16 protein-coding genes are annotated in these 20,412 nt (G+C 66.6%); 3 read left to right on the forward strand and 13 right to left on the reverse strand.

What is annotated here, in order from left to right; translation table 11 throughout:
- Positions 1-25: 25 nt before the first annotated feature.
- From CBI38_RS20550 to mdo, 7 genes are all read right to left on the reverse strand, one after another.
- Positions 26-712, reverse strand: coding sequence for a MadR family response regulator transcription factor (locus CBI38_RS20550; protein ID WP_109331708.1), 687 nt, complete (start codon positions 710-712; stop codon positions 26-28).
- Positions 709-2,070, reverse strand: coding sequence for a MadS family sensor histidine kinase (locus CBI38_RS20555; RefSeq protein ID WP_109335233.1), 1,362 nt, complete (start codon positions 2,068-2,070; stop codon positions 709-711). The genes CBI38_RS20550 and CBI38_RS20555 overlap by 4 nt, the downstream gene beginning before the upstream one ends.
- 5 nt (positions 2,071-2,075) lie before the next feature.
- Entirely contained in the window at positions 2,076-3,263 is a 1,188-nt protein-coding gene (locus tag CBI38_RS20560) for an iron-containing alcohol dehydrogenase (RefSeq protein WP_109331709.1), read from the reverse strand.
- A gap of 142 nt (positions 3,264-3,405) precedes the next feature.
- Positions 3,406-6,669 carry a protein kinase domain-containing protein gene (locus tag CBI38_RS20565; RefSeq protein WP_109331713.1) on the reverse strand — a complete coding sequence of 1,088 codons (3,264 nt, stop codon included), beginning with the start codon at positions 6,667-6,669 and terminating at the stop codon, positions 3,406-3,408.
- Between the two features lie 74 nt (positions 6,670-6,743).
- Positions 6,744-8,249 carry a MadC family VWA domain-containing protein gene (gene madC, locus CBI38_RS20570; protein WP_418328273.1) on the reverse strand — a complete coding sequence of 502 codons (1,506 nt, stop codon included), beginning with the start codon at positions 8,247-8,249 and terminating at the stop codon, positions 6,744-6,746.
- Between the two features lie 26 nt (positions 8,250-8,275).
- Positions 8,276-9,388 (reverse strand): MadB family AAA-type ATPase, encoded by a 1,113-nt coding sequence (locus CBI38_RS20575; RefSeq protein ID WP_109331715.1) that lies wholly within the window; start codon positions 9,386-9,388, stop codon positions 8,276-8,278.
- Between the two features lie 119 nt (positions 9,389-9,507).
- Positions 9,508-10,779, reverse strand: coding sequence for an NDMA-dependent methanol dehydrogenase (gene mdo, locus CBI38_RS20580; protein WP_109331718.1), 1,272 nt, complete (start codon positions 10,777-10,779; stop codon positions 9,508-9,510).
- Positions 10,780-11,093: 314 nt separating this feature from the next.
- Between mdo and CBI38_RS20585 the strand changes: the two genes are divergently transcribed.
- Complete coding sequence (locus CBI38_RS20585; RefSeq protein WP_109331719.1) at positions 11,094-12,149, forward strand: ferredoxin--NADP reductase; 1,056 nt, start codon at positions 11,094-11,096, stop codon at positions 12,147-12,149.
- Positions 12,150-12,168: 19 nt separating this feature from the next.
- Here the strand turns inward: CBI38_RS20585 and CBI38_RS20590 are convergent, their stop codons facing one another.
- Both CBI38_RS20590 and CBI38_RS20595 read right to left on the reverse strand, forming a co-directional pair.
- Entirely contained in the window at positions 12,169-12,765 is a 597-nt protein-coding gene (locus tag CBI38_RS20590) for a CHAP domain-containing protein (RefSeq protein ID WP_109335234.1), read from the reverse strand.
- Positions 12,766-12,799: 34 nt separating this feature from the next.
- A complete protein-coding gene (locus CBI38_RS20595) occupies positions 12,800-13,546 on the reverse strand; it encodes a DNA alkylation repair protein (RefSeq protein WP_418328274.1) in 747 nt (248 codons plus the stop codon).
- 142 nt (positions 13,547-13,688) lie between these two features.
- Here CBI38_RS20595 and CBI38_RS20600 point away from each other — a divergent pair, with 142 nt between their 5' ends.
- Complete coding sequence (locus tag CBI38_RS20600; protein WP_201453447.1) at positions 13,689-14,054, forward strand: SPW repeat domain-containing protein; 366 nt, start codon at positions 13,689-13,691, stop codon at positions 14,052-14,054.
- A gap of 111 nt (positions 14,055-14,165) precedes the next feature.
- Entirely contained in the window at positions 14,166-14,819 is a 654-nt protein-coding gene (locus tag CBI38_RS20605) for a TetR/AcrR family transcriptional regulator (RefSeq protein ID WP_109331722.1), read from the forward strand.
- Here the strand turns inward: CBI38_RS20605 and CBI38_RS20610 are convergent.
- The 4 genes from CBI38_RS20610 to CBI38_RS20625 form a co-directional block, all read right to left on the reverse strand.
- Positions 14,807-15,601, reverse strand: a complete 795-nt coding sequence (locus CBI38_RS20610; protein ID WP_109331723.1) for a glutamate racemase — start codon at positions 15,599-15,601, stop codon at positions 14,807-14,809. The genes CBI38_RS20605 and CBI38_RS20610 overlap by 13 nt on opposite strands.
- A gap of 32 nt (positions 15,602-15,633) precedes the next feature.
- Entirely contained in the window at positions 15,634-16,815 is a 1,182-nt protein-coding gene (locus CBI38_RS20615; protein WP_109335237.1) for an NAD(P)/FAD-dependent oxidoreductase, read from the reverse strand.
- A gap of 84 nt (positions 16,816-16,899) precedes the next feature.
- On the reverse strand, positions 16,900-19,431 hold the full coding sequence (locus tag CBI38_RS20620; protein ID WP_109331725.1) for an ABC transporter permease: 2,532 nt from the start codon (positions 19,429-19,431) through the stop codon (positions 16,900-16,902).
- Positions 19,432-19,435: 4 nt separating this feature from the next.
- Positions 19,436-20,227 carry an ABC transporter ATP-binding protein gene (locus tag CBI38_RS20625; RefSeq protein WP_109331726.1) on the reverse strand — a complete coding sequence of 264 codons (792 nt, stop codon included), beginning with the start codon at positions 20,225-20,227 and terminating at the stop codon, positions 19,436-19,438.
- Positions 20,228-20,412 lie beyond the last annotated feature (185 nt).

Below are 20,412 nucleotides of genomic sequence, written 5' to 3' on the forward strand. Positions count from 1 at the left end.
CGATCGACTACCGGTCACGGCTGTTTCAGATCAGTCCGAGCTTGCCCGCCTCGTACACTGCCTCCGCGCGCCTACCCACGTCGAGCTTGCGCATGATGTTGCTGACGTGGAACTTCACGGTGGTGGCCGAGATGAAGAGCCGTTCACCGATTTTCGCGTTCGACAACCCGGTGGCCAGCAGTTGCAGGACCTCGAGTTCGCGCTCCGTGAGTCCTTCCCGCGGGGTCGTCTGCCCGTTCAGCGACCGGATCACCGCGGAAGCACTCCGCGAGTCGAATGCGCTTTCTCCACGCGAGACCGCGCGGATGGCGCGCACCAGTTCGGTCGTGTCCACATCCTTCACCACGTATCCCCGGGCGCCGGCTTGCACGGCACGGACCACCAGCTGCTCGTCGAGGAACGTCGTGAGCACCAGAAGTCCCAGTCCTTTGTTCGCGGACGACAACTGCGCACACAGCACGAGCCCCTCGTAATCGGATGCCGCCGACAGCTTGAGATCCATCAACACGACGTCGGGTTTCACCTGTCCGACGACGTCGAGTGCCTCCCCGCTCGTGGACGCCTCCCCGACCACCTCGAGATCCGGTTCACGCTCGAGTACCGAGCGCAGCCCCTGCCGAAGAATCGCGTGATCGTCGACGAGGACGAGCCGGACCATCGACGTTGCTCGTGCAGACCTCGCCTCGTCCTGCATCGGAGTTCGCATCGTCATCGCTCCACCTCGTTGTCGTTGTCTCCCCCGGAAGGTCTGTCGCCAAGAGGAATTCGTGCAGCCACTCGCACTCCGCCGAGTCGCGCCCTGGCCACTTCGAAGGTTCCACCGAATTCCGCAGCCCGGGCCTGCATGTTCGCCAGACCACGATGGTGTCCGTCCAGGTCGTTGTTTGCCGCCATCCGCAACATGAGCCGCATCTGCTTCGGATCCCCGTCCCCGTCGTCGGCGACGGACAGGAGTACAGAATCCGCCGAATAGGTCAGGCGCAGAACGGCGCGCGTCGCGTTGGCGTGGACAGCAGCGTTGAACAAGGCCTCGCCGGCAATGCGCAGCAGCGCGTGCTCGCGGTCACACGACAGCTCCGCCGGTGTTCCGCCGACCCGGACGCTGACCTCGAGGTCGTCGGGCATGTGCACCACACCGAGCTGCTCGAGCATCCCGGGCAGCGACGTGCGGTCCGAACTCTTGGAGTGATTGAGCGCGTAGATGGCCGAGCGTAATTGCTCTACCGCGCGACGAGTGAGATCCTTGGCCAGGTCGAGTCTTTCGCGACGTTCGTCGTCGGGCACTCCGCTCCGACACACCTCGATCTGCATTCCGGCCGAGAGTACCGCCTGCGTGACACTGTCGTGGAGCTCACGGGCGATGCGGTGGCGTTCCTCGTCGAGTACCTGATGCCGGTGCGCGGCCCCGAGCTGACGTTGGGTGGACTCGAGTTCGGCGTTGCGGACCGCAAGATCCGACGCGGTCCGTCGCGCCTCCGCATATGCATGCTCGGCGTGTTCGAGGAGCCGCTGACCGCGTTGGTAGAGCGCCGAATTCTGCAGGGCTACCGCGGTTTGGCTCGCCAGAATACTCAGTACCGCACCATCGGTGGTGTCGAGTGTGCGTTGCGGCGCCGTCCACGCAGCAAAGGCGCCCACCACTCCGCCCTCGAGCACGATCGGCACGAACGCATGGTGCGCGTCGATGACGGGCGCCCTGCCGGTGCGGGCGGACCTGATGTCGCCGAGACACGTGACCACCTCGTCCGGCAGCGGGGGTCCCTCGACGTTGTCGACGAGAAACGGGGTGGCGTCCGGTCCGAGAACCAGCCGGCGGGGACCGGCATCGGGCAGCATGCCGTCCGCCAGGGCGAATGCCACCCAGCGCGCGTCGAGGTGGGCGCGCGCCGCCTCTGCCACCGCGCAGATCAACGTCTCGGGCCCCTCGACCGTTCGCACCAGCGCCCGGGAGATCAGCTCGAGCGCATGGACGACGCGCTCGAGACGTTCGGCGGCGCCGCGGTACTGCGGGTAGAACGTCGGTTTGCCCGACCGGAGTCCGGTGAGTGTCGAGAGGTCTGGGGCGTTCATCGGGCTCACATCGCAGTCCGGAAGAGTGCCACCATCTGCTGGTGTGTGGCCGTCCGCGGATTGGTGGACATGCAGGCGTCCCGCAGGGCGAACTCCGCAAGCCGCGGAAGGTCGGTGTCACGCACACCCAACTGCCCCAGACCTCGCGGCACACCGACCTCGCGAGCCAAACGCTCCACTCGGTCCGCGACCGCGAGGGCCGCTTCCTCGGGGGTTCCGCGATGTTCCTCCAGTCCGAGAGCCGCCGCGATCGCCACGAACGGGGCAGCGTCGCTGGCCGCATTGAACCGAATCACGTGTGGAAGCAGGACACCGTTGATCACGCCGTGCGGCAGGTCGAGCAGTCCACCGACCTGATGGCTCATGGCATGCGCCGCACCGAGAATGGCGTTGGTGAAGGCCAGGCCCGCTTCGAGGCTCGCCTGGGCCATGACGGCCCTCGGCTCCATCTCCAGCGGGTCTTCGATCGTGTGGACCAGGGTGTCGGTGACCAGCCCAATCGCGCGAAGCGCGTGATGGTCCGTGAGCGGGTTGTGCGCCAGCGAGACGAACGCCTCGATTCCGTGTGTGAGCGCGTCGAGCCCGGTGGCCGCATTGAGCCACTCCGGCATGGTCGTCAGCAGGCGGGGATCGATCACGGTGACGTCGGGAACCAGCGCGCGGCCGATGATCGTGATCTTGGTACCGCGGGCCGTGTCCGTCACGATGCAGAATTGCGACACGTCGGCACCGGTGCCGGACGTGGACGGGACCATGACCAGCGGAGGGATCGGACTGGTCGCCTGATCCACCCCCTCGTAGTCGAGAATGTTGCCCCCGTTCGCGGCGAGCACCGCGATTCCTTTGGTGGCATCGATCACCGAACCGCCTCCGAGTGCGATCAAGACATCGCATCCACCTTCCTGGTAGGCCTCGTGACCGGCCGCGACCTCGTGATCCTTCGGATTGGGCGTCAACGCACTCCACACAACGGGCGTCAGTCCCTGTTCCCGGAGCTGGTCCTGAAGTTCGGCCGCCCAGCCGGCGTCGATCAACCCGGGGTCGGTGACGAGCATCGGCCGCGAGCCGCCCAGTCGGAGGACGGCGTGCGCGGCCTCCACCATCGACCCGACACCGAAGACTATTTCCGGTGCATGGAATTTGACCAGCCGGTCGGTAACGGTGGTGCGGGTGACCGGATACGACACAGACAAGACGACACTCCTCCCACGCCCCCGTGATGTGATCCAGGTTACAAGCGCTGAACCTCGACTCTACGGGTAGGGACGGACGCGCACACTGACCGAAGGGCAGGTCCGGCACCTACCCGATCGGGTAGGTAGGCAGCAGCCGTGATCAGGTCCGACCCTGCTCCACGACCCAGGCCGCGATCTGAGTCCGAGAGGCGAAGCCGAGCTTGGCGAGAAGGTGTTCGACGTGCCCCTGCGCGGTCCGAGGTGATATCACGAGCCGGGCAGCGATCTGCTTGTTGGTCAAGCCCTCGGCCACCAGGTCGGCAACCTCTCGCTCTCGTTTCGTCAGGTCGGCGCCGGCGCGCGAAGGGGAAGGACGCGTGGGAGACTGCTCGCCGAGCGCGAACGCCACAGCGTCGTCGACGGCCAGCGTTCTGCCCTCGTCCCACGCCGACTCGTATTCCCTTCTGCCGAGGGCACTGCGCGCACGCTGTTCGCATTCCTCGTGATAGACGAGCAGATCGGGGAACAGCACCGTCGAGCTTCTCGTAGATTTCGCCAGCGACTCCGCCGCTCCCATCAGAATCGCGGCGCGTCGTGGATCGCCGTCGCCTGCGACCCACGCCAACGTTTCCAGGCAGGTTGCCACGGTGACCGCGCTATCGACCCGCCAGGCCAATGCCAGCCCGTCCTCGACATACCGGGACGCCCGCCGGACATCGCCTTGAAGCCACAGGACTACGCCCATCGACCACATCGTGTGCGAACGGTACATCGACTCGCCGGTCGATTCCGTGATCTCGAGGACCCGCTCGTAGTGTTCGATCGCCCGAGCGGAGTCACCGAGCAGTGCCCTCACGCTGCCGAGCGAGTCCAGGACCTCGATGTGCAGGGCCGGCTGGCCACAGTCCCCGGACACCTCGAGGGCGGATTCCAAACACGCGAGCGCGCCGGGCAGATCTCCCGTGAACATCTTCAGCACACCCTCGGCATGAGAGATGTGCGCGCGGATCACGACGTTGTCGGTCTGTGCCGCGAGCGCCTTTCCTTCCGCAACCAGCGACGCCCCGGCAGCCACGTCGCCCTGGGCCTCGGCAAGCACACTGTTTCCGTACAGCGCAGCGACCCGTTCCTCGCTGACCTCGACCGGCGACGTCTCCAGGAACCGGTCGAGCCAGTGGCGGCCCTCGCTGAACATGCCTCGGGAGAGCCAGAACAGAAACAAGGCGGTCGCAAATCTCAACCCCGACACCGAATGCGGCTCGGTCAGACAGAACTTCATCGCCTCCCGCAAGTTCGGCTGCTCGCGGGCGACGCGGCGCATCCACGCCACCTGCTCGCGGCTGATCCACTTCGCCTTCGCATCTTCGACCAACTGCAAGTACCAGTCCCGGTGCCGCCGCCTCATGCGGTCGGCTTCGCCGGCTTCCGTCAACTTCTCGCTGCCGTAGTCGCGCAGCGTCTCGAGCATGCGGAACCGGACCACCGAGGCCGACTCCTCGCGGATGAGGATCGACTTGTCCACCAGCGAGGTGACCGAATCGAGCAGGTCCTCGGCATGGGCAGTACCTGCGCACACGCCTTCGGCCGCGTCGAGTTCGAAGCTGCCGGCGAACACCGACAGCTGCGCCCACAACTGCTGTTCCTGCTGGGTGCAGAGCTCATAACTCCAATCGATCGACAGACGCAGAGTCTGCTGCCGCGTGGGCGCGCCCCTGCTGCCGAGGGTCAGCAGAGCGTAACGGTCCGTCAGGCGACGCAGAATCTGCTCGGCCGACATGGCTCGCAGCCGCGCCGCTGCCAGTTCGATCGGGAGTGGTAAGCCGTCCAGTCGCTGACATATCAGCGCCACCGTGTCCGTGTTCTCCTCGGTGACCTCGAAGCCCGGCACCGCGGCGGCGGCGCGGTCGGCGAACAACGTGACTGCGTCGTACCGGGGCATCGCCTGAAGGGACGGGGGACGGGCCCGGTCGGGGACGGTCAGCGGGGGAACCCGAAGCACGACTTCTCCGCCGATCCCGAGGGGTTCCCTGCTCGTGGCCAGGACCCGCACATCCGGACAGCTACGAAGCAAGGTCTCGGACAATTTCGCGACCGCGCCGACCACCTGTTCACAGTTGTCGAATACGAGCAGGATCCGGCGCGCGGCCAGGAAGTCGACGAGGGTGTCCTTGCCCAGGCTCGCCGGCCCGTCCCGCAGGCCCAGTGCCGCCGCGACGACGTCGACCAGAAGAGATTCGTCGTGCAATTCACCGAGTTCCACCAACCACGCACCGTCGGCGAATCCGCGTCGGACGTCGGCGGCGACACGGAGCGCGAGACGGGTCTTCCCGACACCGCCGATGCCCGTCAGGGTGACCAGGCGCGCATCGGACAGTTTCGCCTTCGCCTCCGTCAGCTCACGTCGCCGACCGATGAAGCTGGTCAGCTCGAGTGGCAGGTTACCGTCGGCGCCGATCAGCGAATGCGCCGTGGGCTGCGCTGGGAGACGGGACCTCGCTTGCGATCGGCCGGGCGCATGCTGCGGGGCGGCCATATCGTCGACGGGGAGTCCGTTGTCTGCTTCCATCTGCCGCAGCTCGTCACCGAGTTCCGCCGCAGTCGCGGGTCGATCAGCGGGGTCGGCCGCCATCGCGCGCGCGACCACCGCGCTCGCGTCCTCGGGAATGCCCTTCTCGCGCAGATCCGGTACGGGTTGCGAGGTGATCCGGAGGAACTGTGCGATGACCTGCTCCCCGCTTCGGCGTTCGAACGCCGCGTGACCGGTGACCGCACAGAACAGCGTGGCGCCTAGGCCATAGATGTCCGAGGCCGGGCTCGGCGGATCGCCCCGCAGAACTTCGGGTGCCGTGAACGCCGGCGATCCCGTCACCGTTCCGGTCGCCGTTTCGAATCCCCCGGAGATGTGCGCGATCCCGAAGTCGGTCAACGCGGGTTCGCCGTAGTCGGTGAGGAGGATGTTGGCGGGTTTGACGTCGCGATGGAGGATGCCGAGGCGGTGCCCCGTCTCCAGAGCCCCCGCGATCTTCACACCGAGCCGAAGGACCTCGCCCAGTGGAAGCGGACCGCTCTTCCGGATCCGGGCATCGAGCGAATCCTGTGAATGATAGGGCATCACGATGTAGGGACGACCGCTTCTGGTGACACCAACCTGGAGGACATTGACGATGTTGGGGTGCCCGGTCAGCCTGCCCATGGCCCGCTGCTCACGGAAGAACCGCGCCGTGTTCTCCTCGTCGAGTTCGGCGGTGAGGACCTTGACCGCCACTGTGCGGTCGAGTTCCGGCTGAACACACCGGTAGACGACCCCGAAGCCGCCGTGCCCGATCTCGTGCGCCTCCTCGAATCCGGCCGCTGTCAACTCCGCCGCGACGTTCGACGCCACATCGCGCTGGGTCTCGAGGGGATCTTCAGCCGTCGGCACCATGCACTCACCTCTCGATGACGTGCCCTCAGGATATCCCCGGCCGCGGTATCGGAAGCACACTCGGCGGGGGCCGTTCATCGCAACGCGTGACCCAGTTCGGCGGCGCGGGCCGACAGCTGGACTGCGTCCCGCGCGACTACCACTCGGTCGCAGACTTCGGCGTACTGAGGCATCGCGCACGACGCCTGATCCCAGTACCTCTCGGGCTCCGGCGTAATCCACGCGAGGCGGTGCACCTTTCTCCGCAGAGCGGCGAACTCGTCCAGGCCCGGTGGCAATCCGTTGCCCCTTCCGTCACCCACTACGAGCACCGAAGTGCGCGAGTGAACCTCGTCGCCGAACGCGGTGAGGACCTCGGAGAACACCCGGCCGTAGTCGCTGCTCGCCTCGAGATCGATGCGGGGATCGGCGAGCACGGCAGCGAGTGCGTCGTCGTCTCCGCCCGCGAGGAGTGTGTCCGTGACATCGACGGGCCTGTCCACGAATGCCAGGACTCGGCATCGGCTCGCGCGGCGGTGCATCGCCTGCGCCAACCTCAGGGTGAAGGCCGTGACCGGTCGAACGGACAGCGAGACGTCGGCGAGAACGAGCACACGTACCCGGTCCGGACGCGGCGCCTTCACCATCAAGCGGAAGGGCACGCCCTCGGTCCGCAGGCTCGCGCGGACCGTGCGCCGCATGTCCAGCCGTCCCGCGGTCAGCTCCCTCGGACGGGGACGCGCGGGGCCACGCATCCGCCGAAGGATCTCGTGGCATGCCTGATTGACCTCGGCGCGTGAGACTGCCGAACCTTGGCCGTCCGCCATCGGGACATCCGGAGCGGCCTGCCCGGCGGCGTCCCGTGCGTCGGCCAGCGCTCCGACGAACGCCTCGACTGCTTCTGCCAGACGATTCAACTGGGCAGCAGTCAGCGGCTCGTCGACACCGGAGTCCGAGTACACAGCGCTGGGGTCGTAAGCGTCGAGCCACGCCAGAATCGACGCCGGATCGTCCCAGGACAGCGACCCCACGACGGCGCCGCTCGTCGACGTCGCCAGGTCACCGACGGCAGTACTCGCCGCCCGCGAGACGTCGACGGTGTAGGTGACGCCGCGTCGGCCCGAATCGGCCTCGGAGTCGACGGACAGTTCGGCATCGCTCGACGTCATGCTGACGTCGTCGTCATCCTTGTGGGGATTGAAACCCTTTTCTGCCTCCGGCGTGTCGAAGTGGTCGCCGACTTCCGCGGCGCGCTCGTTGTATTCGGCATAGCGGGCCGTGTCGACGTTGTCGGCAACCTCGAGGGCCGTGGGAAGCCCCTCCGCGAACTCGGTTCGGGACGGTGCGCGGAGATCGGGGGCGGCCGTGGCGACAGCACCGAAGAACACGTCGAAGGCTCGGTCGAATCCTGATTGCTCGTAACGGTACTTGGCGCAGACTGCGCGCAGCGCGGCCCGCGTGGTGTCCGGCTGCCGTGCGCCGACGAGCCCCAGCACGCGCCGGACATCGATCACCTCCGCCGCAGACGCCGCCACTCCGTACCGGCGCAGCAGTGCGCCGAACGACGCCGCCAGCACATCGAGGAGCTGCGACTCGGGCATCGGCGCGCCTCGGACCGCGGACATCGTCATCGCCTCGCAGGCCGGCCGTTGCCGACGCCGATTCCACCGCGGTCGCGGCCGCCGTGTCCGCGGAACACCGCTGTGGTCGTGTTGGCCGGACGGGATGCGACGGTGACCCGCTCTCTACTGTCTGCCCCCGCCTCCGGCGCCGGCGTTGGGGGCGGGCTCGCCACACCGTCGAGTCGGCCGCGAGCAAGATCGACATCGCTGGTGTACTTGAGCAGCGCGGCGAGAAGGATGTCGCGGATCGCCGACTGCGAAGTGACCGCAACGCCGGTCGCCTTCAGCACCACCGCGGCGCGGGCGGCGTCGATGACCTCGGCGATGGACGGGCTCTTGCGTAACGGTAGTGCGCGCAGAGTCCGCGCCAGTTCGACGACATCCGCCGCGACGGCCGATTCCACCTCGGGCGCACGGGCGGTCACGATGTCCCGCTCACGTTCGGGGGTCGGGTAGTCGAGATGGTAGTGGAGGCAGCGCCGCTTCAGGGCGGGCGAGAGCTCGCGAGTGTCGTTGGAGGTCAGGATGACCCACGGCGCCGAGCGGGCGGTGAACGTGCCGATCTCGGGAATGGTGACCTGTCCCTCGGCGAGAACTTCGAGCAGCAGCGCTTCCATCGATTCCTCGGTACGGTCCACCTCGTCGACGAGCAGCACCACTGGTTCCGGCGACAGGATCGCCTCGAGTAGGGGCCGTACCGACAGGAATGCTTCCGAGTACAGGCCGAAATCCTGCGCCGCCAGAAACCTCGACGCGTCGACGACGTCGTCGAACGCGGCCACCTGCTCACTGAGCCGATCGCGCAGCATCTGCACGTGCAGTAGTTGTTTGGCGTAATCCCACTCGTACAGTGCACGGTTGTCGTCGAGACCTTCGTAGCACTGCAACCGGACGAGCCTGCGGCCCGCGGCCTCCGCCAGGGACTTCGCCAGCTCCGTCTTCCCGACACCGGCGGGGCCCTCGAGGAGGAGAGGCCGGTCGAGCGCGGTCGCCAGGTGTACGACGACCGAGAACTCGTCGTCAGCGATGTAGTCGACTTCCCGCAGGGCTGCTTTCAGTTCGATTCCATCGGCGAAGCGGACATCCGCCAGGGATGGAGCGGTGTGCGGTGCGGTCATGGTGCGGCTTCCGTCCTTCGTCAGCAGTGTCGGTCGTGGGAACGCGTCCGGGGCGGGGCCGGGCTGAGACACGGGGCAAAGGCTGGGACACGCCCGCCCCGGACGCGAGTTCGGTGGAGCTAGTACGAGCTGTTGATCGCGTGGTCGACGACGGGCAGCATCGACTCGACCGTCACCTCACGGGGATTTCCGGGCGTGCACCAGTCACCCTGGATGTGCTCGGAGATGGCGCGGATGGTCTTCTCGTCGCCCCGGATGGTGTCGCCGCGGCCCTCGTACTTCTTGGTGTTCATCTGGTTCTTCTCGTACGAGTCGGTGCGGACCTGCCCGAAGTTGTCGGGGATACCGACGTCCTTGGCCAGCCGGATCGCGGCTTCGACGGCGGCGTCCGCGGCCTGCACCGTGGTGAGGTTCCGGGTGTCGACACCCAACGCCCCCGCCAACTGCGCGTAGCGCTCGTACCGCGAGGGAAGGTTGTACTCCCACACGCGGGGAAGGGCGATCGCGTTGTTCAAACCGTGGTGGCTGTCGAAGAACGCACTGACCGCGTGCGAGATGGAGTGCACGATGCCGAGACCACCGGAGTTGAATGCCTGCCCGGCGATGTACTGCGCGTTCATCATTCCCTCACGGGCCTTCAGGTTGCGCGGCTCGAACACCGCCTCCCGCAGGTTCTTCGCCACCAGCTCGACGGAGTAGAGCGCGTTGCCCAGAGACGGTGCGAAATCGAGACGGGACACGTAAGGCTCACTGCCGTGGGCGAGTACGTCGAATCCGCAGTAGGCCGTGAAGTGCTGGGGGCAGGTGTAGTACAAAAGCGGGTCGTCGATCGCCAGCGTCACGATGGTCGCCTCGTCGAAGCCGACCCACTTGTGCGGGTTGTTCATGTCGGACGTGTCGGTGATGACGTACGCCCACGAGGTTTCCGAACCGGTGCCGGCAGTGGTGGAGACGGCGATGTGCGGCGGGTTCTCCTTGTTGGTCGACTTCGCGAATCCCTCGAACTCGTTGATGTTGCGACCGTCGTGCGCGACCACCACTCGAGCACCCTTGGCCGCGTCGTGGCTGGAGCCACCTCCGACCGAGATGATCGAGTCGCACTTCTCCTTCTGATAGAGGGCCGCGGCCTCCATCACGTTGTAGTCCTTGGGATTCGACTCCACCTTGTCGTACAGCACCACCTCGACGCCCTGGTACTCGATCTTGCCGACCAGTTCCTCGATGATCCCCGAACCGCGCAGACCGGTGGTCATGAGCAGCGTCCTCTTGAACCCGAGGTTCTTCGCCTCCACTCCGATGATGTCGTGCGCGCCCACTCCCATCAGTGCCCGCGGGAAGGGGTGGAACTCCTTGATGGGGAAGTCCCAGATCTGGTTGAGCTCGATGGCCATGGCCGTCTCCTCGAAGTTGTCGGTGTCGAAACTGAGCTGCCGGTGGAAGGAAAACCGTCTGCCGGTGTGATCGGCGTCTCAGCTGAGATTCACTGTGACTCACTTCGGGCACTCGTCACAGACCTGCGGGCCCGAACCGTCCGACTGCGGCGCACGAACTCTCCGATCGGCCAGGTAGGCACGGGCCGAACCGGTCAGGGCGGCGCTCGTTACGCTGGAGCGACCCGCTAGGCAAAAACTAGAACCTGTTCTATATTTGAGGCAGATGCAGGAGCGTTTCGACGCTGCGAATCATGGAGAGGACTACACACGCGATGACGACTGTCGAGGTGCCGCACAGCTCACGATCAGCGGTGCTCACGGTGTCCGAAGTAGTCGAGGAAACGTCCGACTCCCGGTCGCTGGTCTTCGACGTCCCCGCCGACCTCACCGCCAAGTTCGCCTACAAACCGGGTCAATTCCTCACCCTGCGCATACCCAGTGACCGCACCGGCTCGGTCGCGCGGTGCTACTCGCTGGCCAGCTCACCGTTCAGCGACGACGCACCCAAGGTGACGGTCAAGCGCACCTCCGACGGGTACGGGTCCAACTGGCTCTGCGACCACGTCGCCGTCGGTGACACCCTCGAGGTGCTGCCGCCGTCGGGTGTGTTCACCCCGAAGTCCCTCGACCACGACTTCCTCCTGTTTGCCGCAGGCAGTGGCATCACGCCGGTGATCTCGATACTCAAGGCCGCCCTCACGGAAGGGTCCGGCAAGGTCGTACTCTTCTACGCCAACCGGGACGAGAAGTCGGTCATCTTCGCCGAAGAGTTGCGGGAACTCGCCGGCCGGTACCCGAGCCGCCTCGTGTCGATCCACTGGCTCGAGACCGTCCAGGGTCTGCCCTGCGTCGATCAGCTCGCGTCCGCTGTCGCGCCCTACGTCGGGCACGAGGCGTTCATGTGCGGACCGACTCCGTTCATGGACACCATCCACAAGGCACTTGCCGACGCCGGGATGCCGCGCACCCAGGTGCACGCCGAGGTGTTCAACTCACTCGCCGGTGACCCCTTCCGCGACGCCGATGTCGTCGAGGTCACCGACGACGAAGCGGCCGACGCCGCCACAGTGGAGGTCGAACTCGACGGGGAGGTCCACAATCTCAGCTGGCCCCGCAAGCAGACGCTGGTGGAGATCATGCTCGCCAAAGGTATCGACGTGCCCTATTCCTGCCAGGAGGGCGAGTGCGGATCGTGTGCCTGCACGGTACTCGAAGGTGAGGTCGAGATGGAGAACAGCGAGATCCTCGACCCGGAAGACATCGAGAGCGGCTACATCCTCGGCTGCCAGGCCCGGCCCGTCACGGACCATCTGAAGATCGAGTTCTGACACCCGTCGGCCGCGCCCCTCACTCCAGCCGGCCGAATCCGACCACTGCGGAGTCGCTCGACCAGTCGACGGTGTGCACGCGCACCCGGCCGAACTCGTTGCCTCCCACCGTCGTTGCAGTGTCACCGTCCACCGCGACGACGAAGTTGGTGTGCTGACCGACCCAACTGGTGTTGTCGTAGAGCACCACGTCGCCGACCGAGGGCCGGTATCCGCTACCGACCTCCTCGAACCGGGACTGCGATTCGTAGTACTCCTGCAGCGTGTACACCCCAGGAATGCGCCAATGTCCCGAATTGGGGTTCGACAGGGGCCGACCGGACTCTCGCATGATCCAGCTGACGAAGTCGGCACACCAGGGTTCCTCCACTCCCTCGGAGTAGAAGGTGCCCGGCCGCTGCCGGCTGTGCTCGGTTTCGAGCAGGTCGATGATCGTCGCCTGCTGCGGCGACAACGCGGACGTGTCCACGGTAGGGAAGTCTGCGGTGTCCCAGGGCAGGTAGCGCGTCGGCGCCCACCACCACACCCCGACTGCCAGCACGGCGGCGAGGGCAAGGACGCCGACGAGGACCGGCCCCGTACGGCGGCGGCGACGAGGGGCATCGGCGAGGGTCATGCCACCGAATGTAGCGGTATCGCGTACGGCACGGTCAGCGCTGCGCACGGTACGCGGCTCGCTCCTCGGCCGTCAGGTGCTCGCAGGCATAGCTGAGCGCGGTCCGACCCATCACGGCGGCGTTGCGGTCGAGAAAATCGGTGAGCAGAGCGCGGTCGACCCGCTTCCCCACCTCCCGCAGCATCCACCCCGTCGCTTTCTGGGTCAGATCCCGTCGGTCACCGAGCACCCGCTGCGCCACCTCCAGCGTGGTCGACGCGTCCCCTCGCCGGATGAACGCAAACGTGCTGAGTAGAGCGACGCGTCGTCGCCACAGGTCGTCATCCGCCGCGAGTCGGAATATCAGGTCCCGTGGTTTCTCGACAAGCCAGGTGCCGAGGATGTGGTCGGCGGAGGAATCGACGAGGTCCCAGTTGTTGACGCGTCCGCGTAACACGAGGTCCACGTAGAAGCGGGCCACCTTCTCGACCACGGCGTCCTCGCCGGCGCGCGCTGCAGTCGTGCACTGGGACACCAGAATCAGCAGGCCGGCCAGACGGTGCTCGTGCACGGGGCTGTCGAGCAGGGTCTCGACCTCGGGCGGCTCGAGATCGCGGTGCCGGCGCACCACACCCCGGGTAGCCGGAACCCGCACACCGATGAATACGTCGCCCTCCCCGTATTCACCCGGTCCGGTCTTGAAAAAGCGCGCGGATCCCACAGCGACTTTCTCGTCTGCCAGTTCAGCGAGTGCCTGGATCACGTCGCGCGCAGTGGAGGTCACCAGCGCACTGTCCCACACGCCACCGACATTCTCGAGAGTGGTTACGAAATGGCTTTGACCAGCGGCTGACGTTACCGGACTGCAACGACGCAGATATTGATCGGGCGGTCAATCAGGCGTGTACTCGAGGTGGACACAATCCGTTCCGAGGAGGCTGGACATGAAGTCGTGGAGTCGCATGCAAGATATAGCGGCCATCGTGATCGGAGTCTTCGCGGCGCTCTCGCCGCTGTGGCTCGACACGAATAATGCCGCCCGTTGGTCCCTGATCGTGCTGGGCGCTCTCATAGCGCTGTCCGGTCTGGTCCACATGTTCCGTCCGGATTTCACGATGGCCGAATACGCCATGGGCATCTTCGGTGTTCTGCTGTTCCTCTCCCCCTGGGTGATGAACTTCGACGGACTCCGGGGAGCGTCGTGGACCGCGTGGGTGGTCGGCGTGCTCGCGGTGGTCGTGGCCGTCACGGCAATGCCGGTAATGAGTTCCCGGATGCACGGACACGGAGGGCTTGCCACCCATCACTGATCCGTGCCGCATACCGAGAACACCGATTCGAGCGGGGCGAAGGAACGTGGATCCGGCGATAGTCATCGCCGCCCCGGCCTTCGCCCCGCCGTTCACGTCCGGAAAAGGCTCATGCACGCACCTCATCTCGGAATACCCGGCGTTCCCCCACCCCGCAAAGGACGGCGACGGCGCAGCGCGAAGATCGATGGCGATGCCCGGGAGCTGATCCTCGACGCCGCCGAATCCCTCATTGCGACAAACGGATTCGACGCCACATCCACCGCCTCCATCGCCTCGGCCGCCCACGTCCCGAAAGGCTTGGTGTTCTACTATTTTCCGGCCAAGACCGACATCCTCCTGGCGTTGCTGTCCGAGAGGCTGCCCACCGAACCGTTTCGTGATGTCAGTCCCCTCGTGAGTCCTGGTGATCCGGCGGCGAGCCTGGTGAACCTCGATACCGCGTTGAATCTGCGCGACCACCACTCGTCGGTGATGCGGGTGATCATCTGGCGCGAGGCCGAGACCCACCCAGATGTTCGCGCTCATCTGCGGCGGTTCCGCGATTACCTCAGAGATATCACCGAACGGCTCCTGCAGGCGAGTTCGCCGTATCCGGTGCAACCGGGCACGTTGCGTGCGTGCGCAACGGCCTGGGTGGCAGCCATGTTCTCGATGGCGGGCAATGACCGTCTCCATGACCTCGACGACCTACCACGTAGGTACGGCGACGAATTGGACAATGTGGCGCGCGTGGTGGCCGCCGGGATGGTTCAGCTGGGTTGAGACGCGCCCGCTGTGAGTAGTCGGCCGACCGGAAACGCACGCGCGCTCTCGGGGAGGCTGCCGGGTCGACCACTCAGGTAGACCTCGACGGAGCCGGCACGAGCGTGGTGTGCCCCTTGAGCGTCACCCGCCTCACCGAGTGCATCGATGCGGCGAATGGTCTGCGCCGCTACCGCTTCCGCGCTGTCGAACAAGTGCACTCCCGCGGGGAGACTTGCCGCGATCTCGTCCGCCACCAGTGGGTAGTGCGTGCATCCCAGCACCACTGCCCCGACATCGTCGGGGGTGCGCGCTGCGGCCGAAGCAATGGCTGCTGTGGCCGCCCCTCGCTCGCCCCGGTCGATGGCCTCGGCCAGCCCGTGACAGGCAATGCTCACCACGGAACTTCCGTTGCCGAAACGCTCGATCAGATCGGCCTGGTACCGGCTCGCAGTGGTGGCCGCTGTCGCCCAGATCGCAACCGAGTCACAGGCAGCGGCCGCGGGCTTGATCGCCGGCACCGTACCGATCACCGGGACACCCGGTCCGACCAACTCCCGCACGTGTTCCAGTGCGGTGACACTCGCCGTGTTGCACGGCAGCACGATCACCTGTGCACCGCGGTCGAGGCAGCGCTGCGCGGTCTCGAGGACCCGATCGATCACCCACTGTTCCGGTTTGGGGCCCCACGGCGCTCCATCCGGATCGAGGGCGAGCATCAGGTTCAGCTCCGGCCGCTTCGTGCGTAGCCACAACGCAGTGGGCAGCATCCCCAGGCCCGAGTCGATGAGCGCAACAATCACCGGTCGAATCTATCGCGTCCTCGCGAACCGCCCTACGCCGACGCGGCCTCGAGAACCTCAACGATGGGTGTACCGGCGGCGATCTTGGCCCGCATCTTCATCACCGCTCCTGCCATCCCGGCGCCGACGACTCCCGACAGGATGCCGTCGCGCTCGTAGTACGCGAGGAACTTACGTCCGTCGTCCTTGACCACGTGCACCACGTCGGTGCCCGCCACGGCGCCCAATGCCTGGATCTTGAGGTCGTACTGGTCGCTCCAGAAGTACGGCACGTGCGCCGCGGGACTTCCACTCCCCGTCCCGGTCAACGCACCGGCGAGGAGCTTGGCCTGCTCGCCGGCATTACTCCAGTGCTCGACGCGCTTGCGGCCGCCCACCTGCAGCTGCCACGCGGCCACGTCGCCGACGGCCCACACGTGCGGAACCGCTGTCCGGCCGACATCGTCGCAGACCACGCCGTTGTCCAGTTCGACCCCCGACCCCTCGAGCCAACCGGTGACCGGCACCGAGCCGACACCAATCGCGACGACGTCGGCGGTCACCTCGCTGCCGTCACCGAGCACTGCCCCGGTGACCCGATCTGTCCCGGTCAACGACTGCAGGCCGACCCCGGCCCGGAGATCGACGCCCTCGTCCACGTGCAGTCGCGCCACCAGGCCACCGATCTTCTCGCCCAGGATCGACGCGAGCGGTGTCGGTTGCGGCTCGACGAGCACCACCTCCAGCCCACCGGCCCGCATGCTGGCCGCGAGTTCGCAACCGATGAAACCGGCGCCCACGATCAGCGCACGCCGGGCATCGGCCATGTCCGATCGCAGCGCGAGACACTCGTCGATGGAACGGAGAACATGGATGCCGGCCAGTTCCGGTAGACCGGGGATGCGGCGTGGCACGAGGCCGGTGGCGATCACCAGTTCGTCGTAGGCCACCTCGGAGCCGTCCGCGAGTCTCAGGATGCGGGATTCCGGATCGAGAGAGGCCGCTTCGACACCGAGCCGCAGTTCGATGTTCTTCTCGTCGAAGAATTCCCGCGGCTTGAGCGTGGTGTCGCTCTTCTCGCCGCGCACCACCTCCTTCGACAGCGGCGGCCGGTCGTAGGGCAGGTGTGGCTCACCGCCCAGAAGTACCAGGTCACCCGCGTAGCCCGCCCGCCGGAGTTCCTCAGCTGTGCGCAGGCCTGCCAGACCCGCTCCTACGATGACGATCTTCTGCACTGTCCCGTACCCGCCCAATCTGCCGACGCGACCCACATGATCGCCATCACATTCCGTGCACCAGTCATATCAAATGCTCACGGGTCAGAGATCGGCGATGGCCTCGAGCGGGCGGGTGCGTGCTGCCCGGCTCGCGGGCCACAACGCTGCCAGCACCCCGACCACGCCGGATCCGAGGAGCATGGCGGTGACCTGCCCCCACGGCACCGTCACCTGCTCGAGCCCCTGATCCTTCAACGTGCTCACGAAGCCCCACCCGAAAGCGATTCCGAGCAACACCCCGACCGCGGCACCGAACACCGCGATGAGCATCGACTCCAGATAGATGGTGCGACGCATCTGCGCACGCTGCATTCCGACGGCCCGGAGCATGCCGATCTCACGGCGTCGTTCCACCACGGACAGGGCAAGCGTGTTGATGATTCCCAGGATCGCGATCACGACGGCCAGGGCGAGCAGTCCGTAGAGGATGGCGAGGAGGGTGTCGATCTGAGCACCCTGTGTTCCCTTGAACTGCTCTCGGTCCTGTACCTGAACCACGACGAACTGTTTGGTCGCGGCCTCGAGGTCGGACCGTAGTTGCGTCAGGTCGGTTCCCGGCTTCGCGTCGATCAGCACCGTGAAGGCCGGCAGGGTTGCGGCGGGCATCACCTGGCGATACACGTCGTCGGACACCACCCACTCCCCGATCAGCTGGTTGTCCTCGAACACTCCCGCCACCTCCGCGTCGACGACCTTGCCGTCGGCGCTCTTCATCGGAACCGTCGAACCGAGCGTCCAGCCCTTGTCCGTGGCCGCTGTCTGGGAGACCAGCAGGTGATTGGCCGTGAGGTCGGCGGCGCCCTCGACGAGGGTGTAGTCGAGCACCCCGTCGATGGGACCTTCGAGTGAGGCGCCCTGCTCTGGTTCGTCGTCGACCGTGACGGACACGGGGTGCAGAGCGGTGGCACTCTGGACGCTGTCGAGGTTCCGGACGGCGCGCGCCGCGCCGGACGGGACACCGATCTGGTTGGGTCCGGTGAGGATGTAGTCGGCGGTCACTCCCACGTCGACGAGCTGATTGACGCCCGTTTTGGCCGAAGATCCGAATACGCCGATCACCGAAACGAGCATCAGTCCCAGCGTGAGGGCGAACGCAGTCGCGGCCGTGCGCCGGGGATTGCGGACGGCGTTGGTGCGGGCGAGCCAGCCGATCGGCCCGAACGGTTTCGCGAGGACGGCGCCGAGTGCACCGACCACCGGCCGGGACAGTGCAGGTGCGGCGAACAGCACGGCAAGGATCAGGCCCAGGGCACCGATACCCACCACTGCGGCCGCACCGCCTCCCGTCCCTCGCGAACCGACGACGAGGCCCACCACACCGAGCGCGCCGAGCACCGCACCGACGATCGTCCGGATCCGCAGCGAATCCCCGGTGGACGCGAATTCCTCACGCATCGCCGCCACGGGCGGAACCTTGGCCGCCCGACGGGCCGGTGCGTATGCGCTGACCATCGTGACGACGACCCCGATCACCAGGGCGACGAGGATGGTCCGTGGTGCGACCTGGAGCGGTCCCTCGGGCAGGCCGAGGTCGAACGCGTTGAGCACTGTGCGCAGACCGTAAGCCAGGCCGATCCCGGCGGCGATTCCAATCGCACTGCCGATCACTCCCACGACGAGTGCTTCGAAGACCACCGACCGGCCGACCTGCTGACGGCTGGCTCCGATTGCACGAAGCAGGGCCAGCTCGCGCAGTCGCTGAGCGACGATCATCGAGAACGTGTTGTAGATGATGAAGGTGCCCACCAGAAGGGCGATTGCACCGAATGCCAGCAGGAAATAGTTGACGAAACTCAGTGCCTCCGAGATTTCGGCCTTGGTCTCCTCGCGCACCTCGTCGCCCGTCTGCACCTGGGCATCGGGGAGGGCCGCCGCGATCCGGTCCCGCAGATCAGTCTGCGACAGACCGGTTCCGGCGACATCGAGGTACTCGACGTGCTCGCCGTCGGTGAACAGCTCACGCGCCTGGGAGTCCACGAACGTGGCGCTGAGGAAGCCACCGGTGTCGTTGCCCGTGGAATAGATGCCGGACACCGTCACGTCCACCATGCCGCGGGCAGGGACCAGGACCTTCGTGGTGTCGCCGACGGTGAGACCGGCGCGTTCGGCGGCGCTCGCGTTGACCGCGATCTGGCCCACCTGGGCCGGCGGAGTGCCCTCGAGGTACTCGTCGGCCTCACCGAGCGCCTGGTCGGGCGGCAGGTAGGACTCCCCGACGCTCGGCGCTCCCCCGGTCTGCACGGCAGCACCGTCGGAGCCGATGAGCACGATTTGTCCGCTGACCGAGGGCGCCACCTTGCGGACTCCGTCGACCGCGACGACCGTGTCCACGTCCGCGAGTGGAATACCGCGCGAGTTCTCCTCGGCGCTCGACACCCGGACGTCGACGCCCTGGGCGGTGTTCTCGAAAATCGAATCGAAGGTCTTCTGGAGTGTGTCGGTGAAGACGAAAGACCCGGCGACGAAGGCGGTGCCGAGGACGACGGAGAGGACGGTCAGGGCGAGCCGCACCTTGTGGGCGGCGAGATTGCGCAGCGAAACCTTGCGCATGGGAGCGCGAGAGGTGGACGCCATACCGTCAGACCACCGCGTCCGTGGCGAGTGCATGGGCGCCGCCGGATACCGATGCCGGCTCGTCGAGCCGCTTCATCGTGTCCAGGACCGAATCGGCGGTCGGATCTCTCAACTCGTCGACGATCTTCCCGTCGGCGAGGAACACCACCCGGTCGGCGTACGCTGCCGCGCGCGGATCGTGCGTAACGATCACGACCGTCTGGTGGAACTCGTCGACCGCCGCACGGAGGATGGACAGCACCTCCCCCGAAGACTTCGAGTCGAGGTTTCCGGTGGGCTCGTCACCGAAGATGATCTCCGGCTGTCCGGCGAGCGCCCTGGCACACGCCACCCGCTGCTGCTGTCCGCCGGACAACTCGCCGGGGCGATGCCCGAGGCGGTCCTGCAGACCCAGTTTGTCCAGCACGTTGTTCAACCACACCGCGTCGGGCGCACGGCCCGCGATGTCGAGCGGGAGGGTGATGTTCTCGAGAGCGGTGAGGGTCGGCACCAGGTTGAACGCCTGGAAGACGAACCCGATGCGGTCACGGCGCAGCTGCGTCATCTGCTTGTCCGACAGCGTCGTCAGCTCGGTGTCGCCGATGAGCACCGAACCCGAACTGGCCGAGTCCAACCCGGCGAGGCAATGCATCAACGTCGACTTACCGGACCCGGAGGGGCCCATGATCGCAGTGAACTCACCACGGGCGAACTCCGCCGATACCGCGCTGAGCGCGTGGACCTGGGTGTCGCCGGTGCCGTAGGTCTTCGACAGCTCGACAGCACGGGCAGCGACAGCGGGGGCATGCGTGCTCATGATCGCCTTTCGTTTCTTCTGTGACGGCCCCACCCCGTGGTGACGGGTCGGGCCGGCGCGCGGGGCGCACTCCACCATCTTGTCGAGAGGTGGGTCGGGCCGCCATCGGGGACCACCCTGATCTTTGGCGGACGACGATCGTGGACCGGCACCGCGGAAACCTGAGCAGCGCGAGAGGCGGGCTG

Origin of the sequence: Rhodococcus oxybenzonivorans, assembly GCF_003130705.1 — a bacterium.
GTDB lineage: Bacteria > Actinomycetota > Actinomycetes > Mycobacteriales > Mycobacteriaceae > Rhodococcus_F > Rhodococcus_F oxybenzonivorans.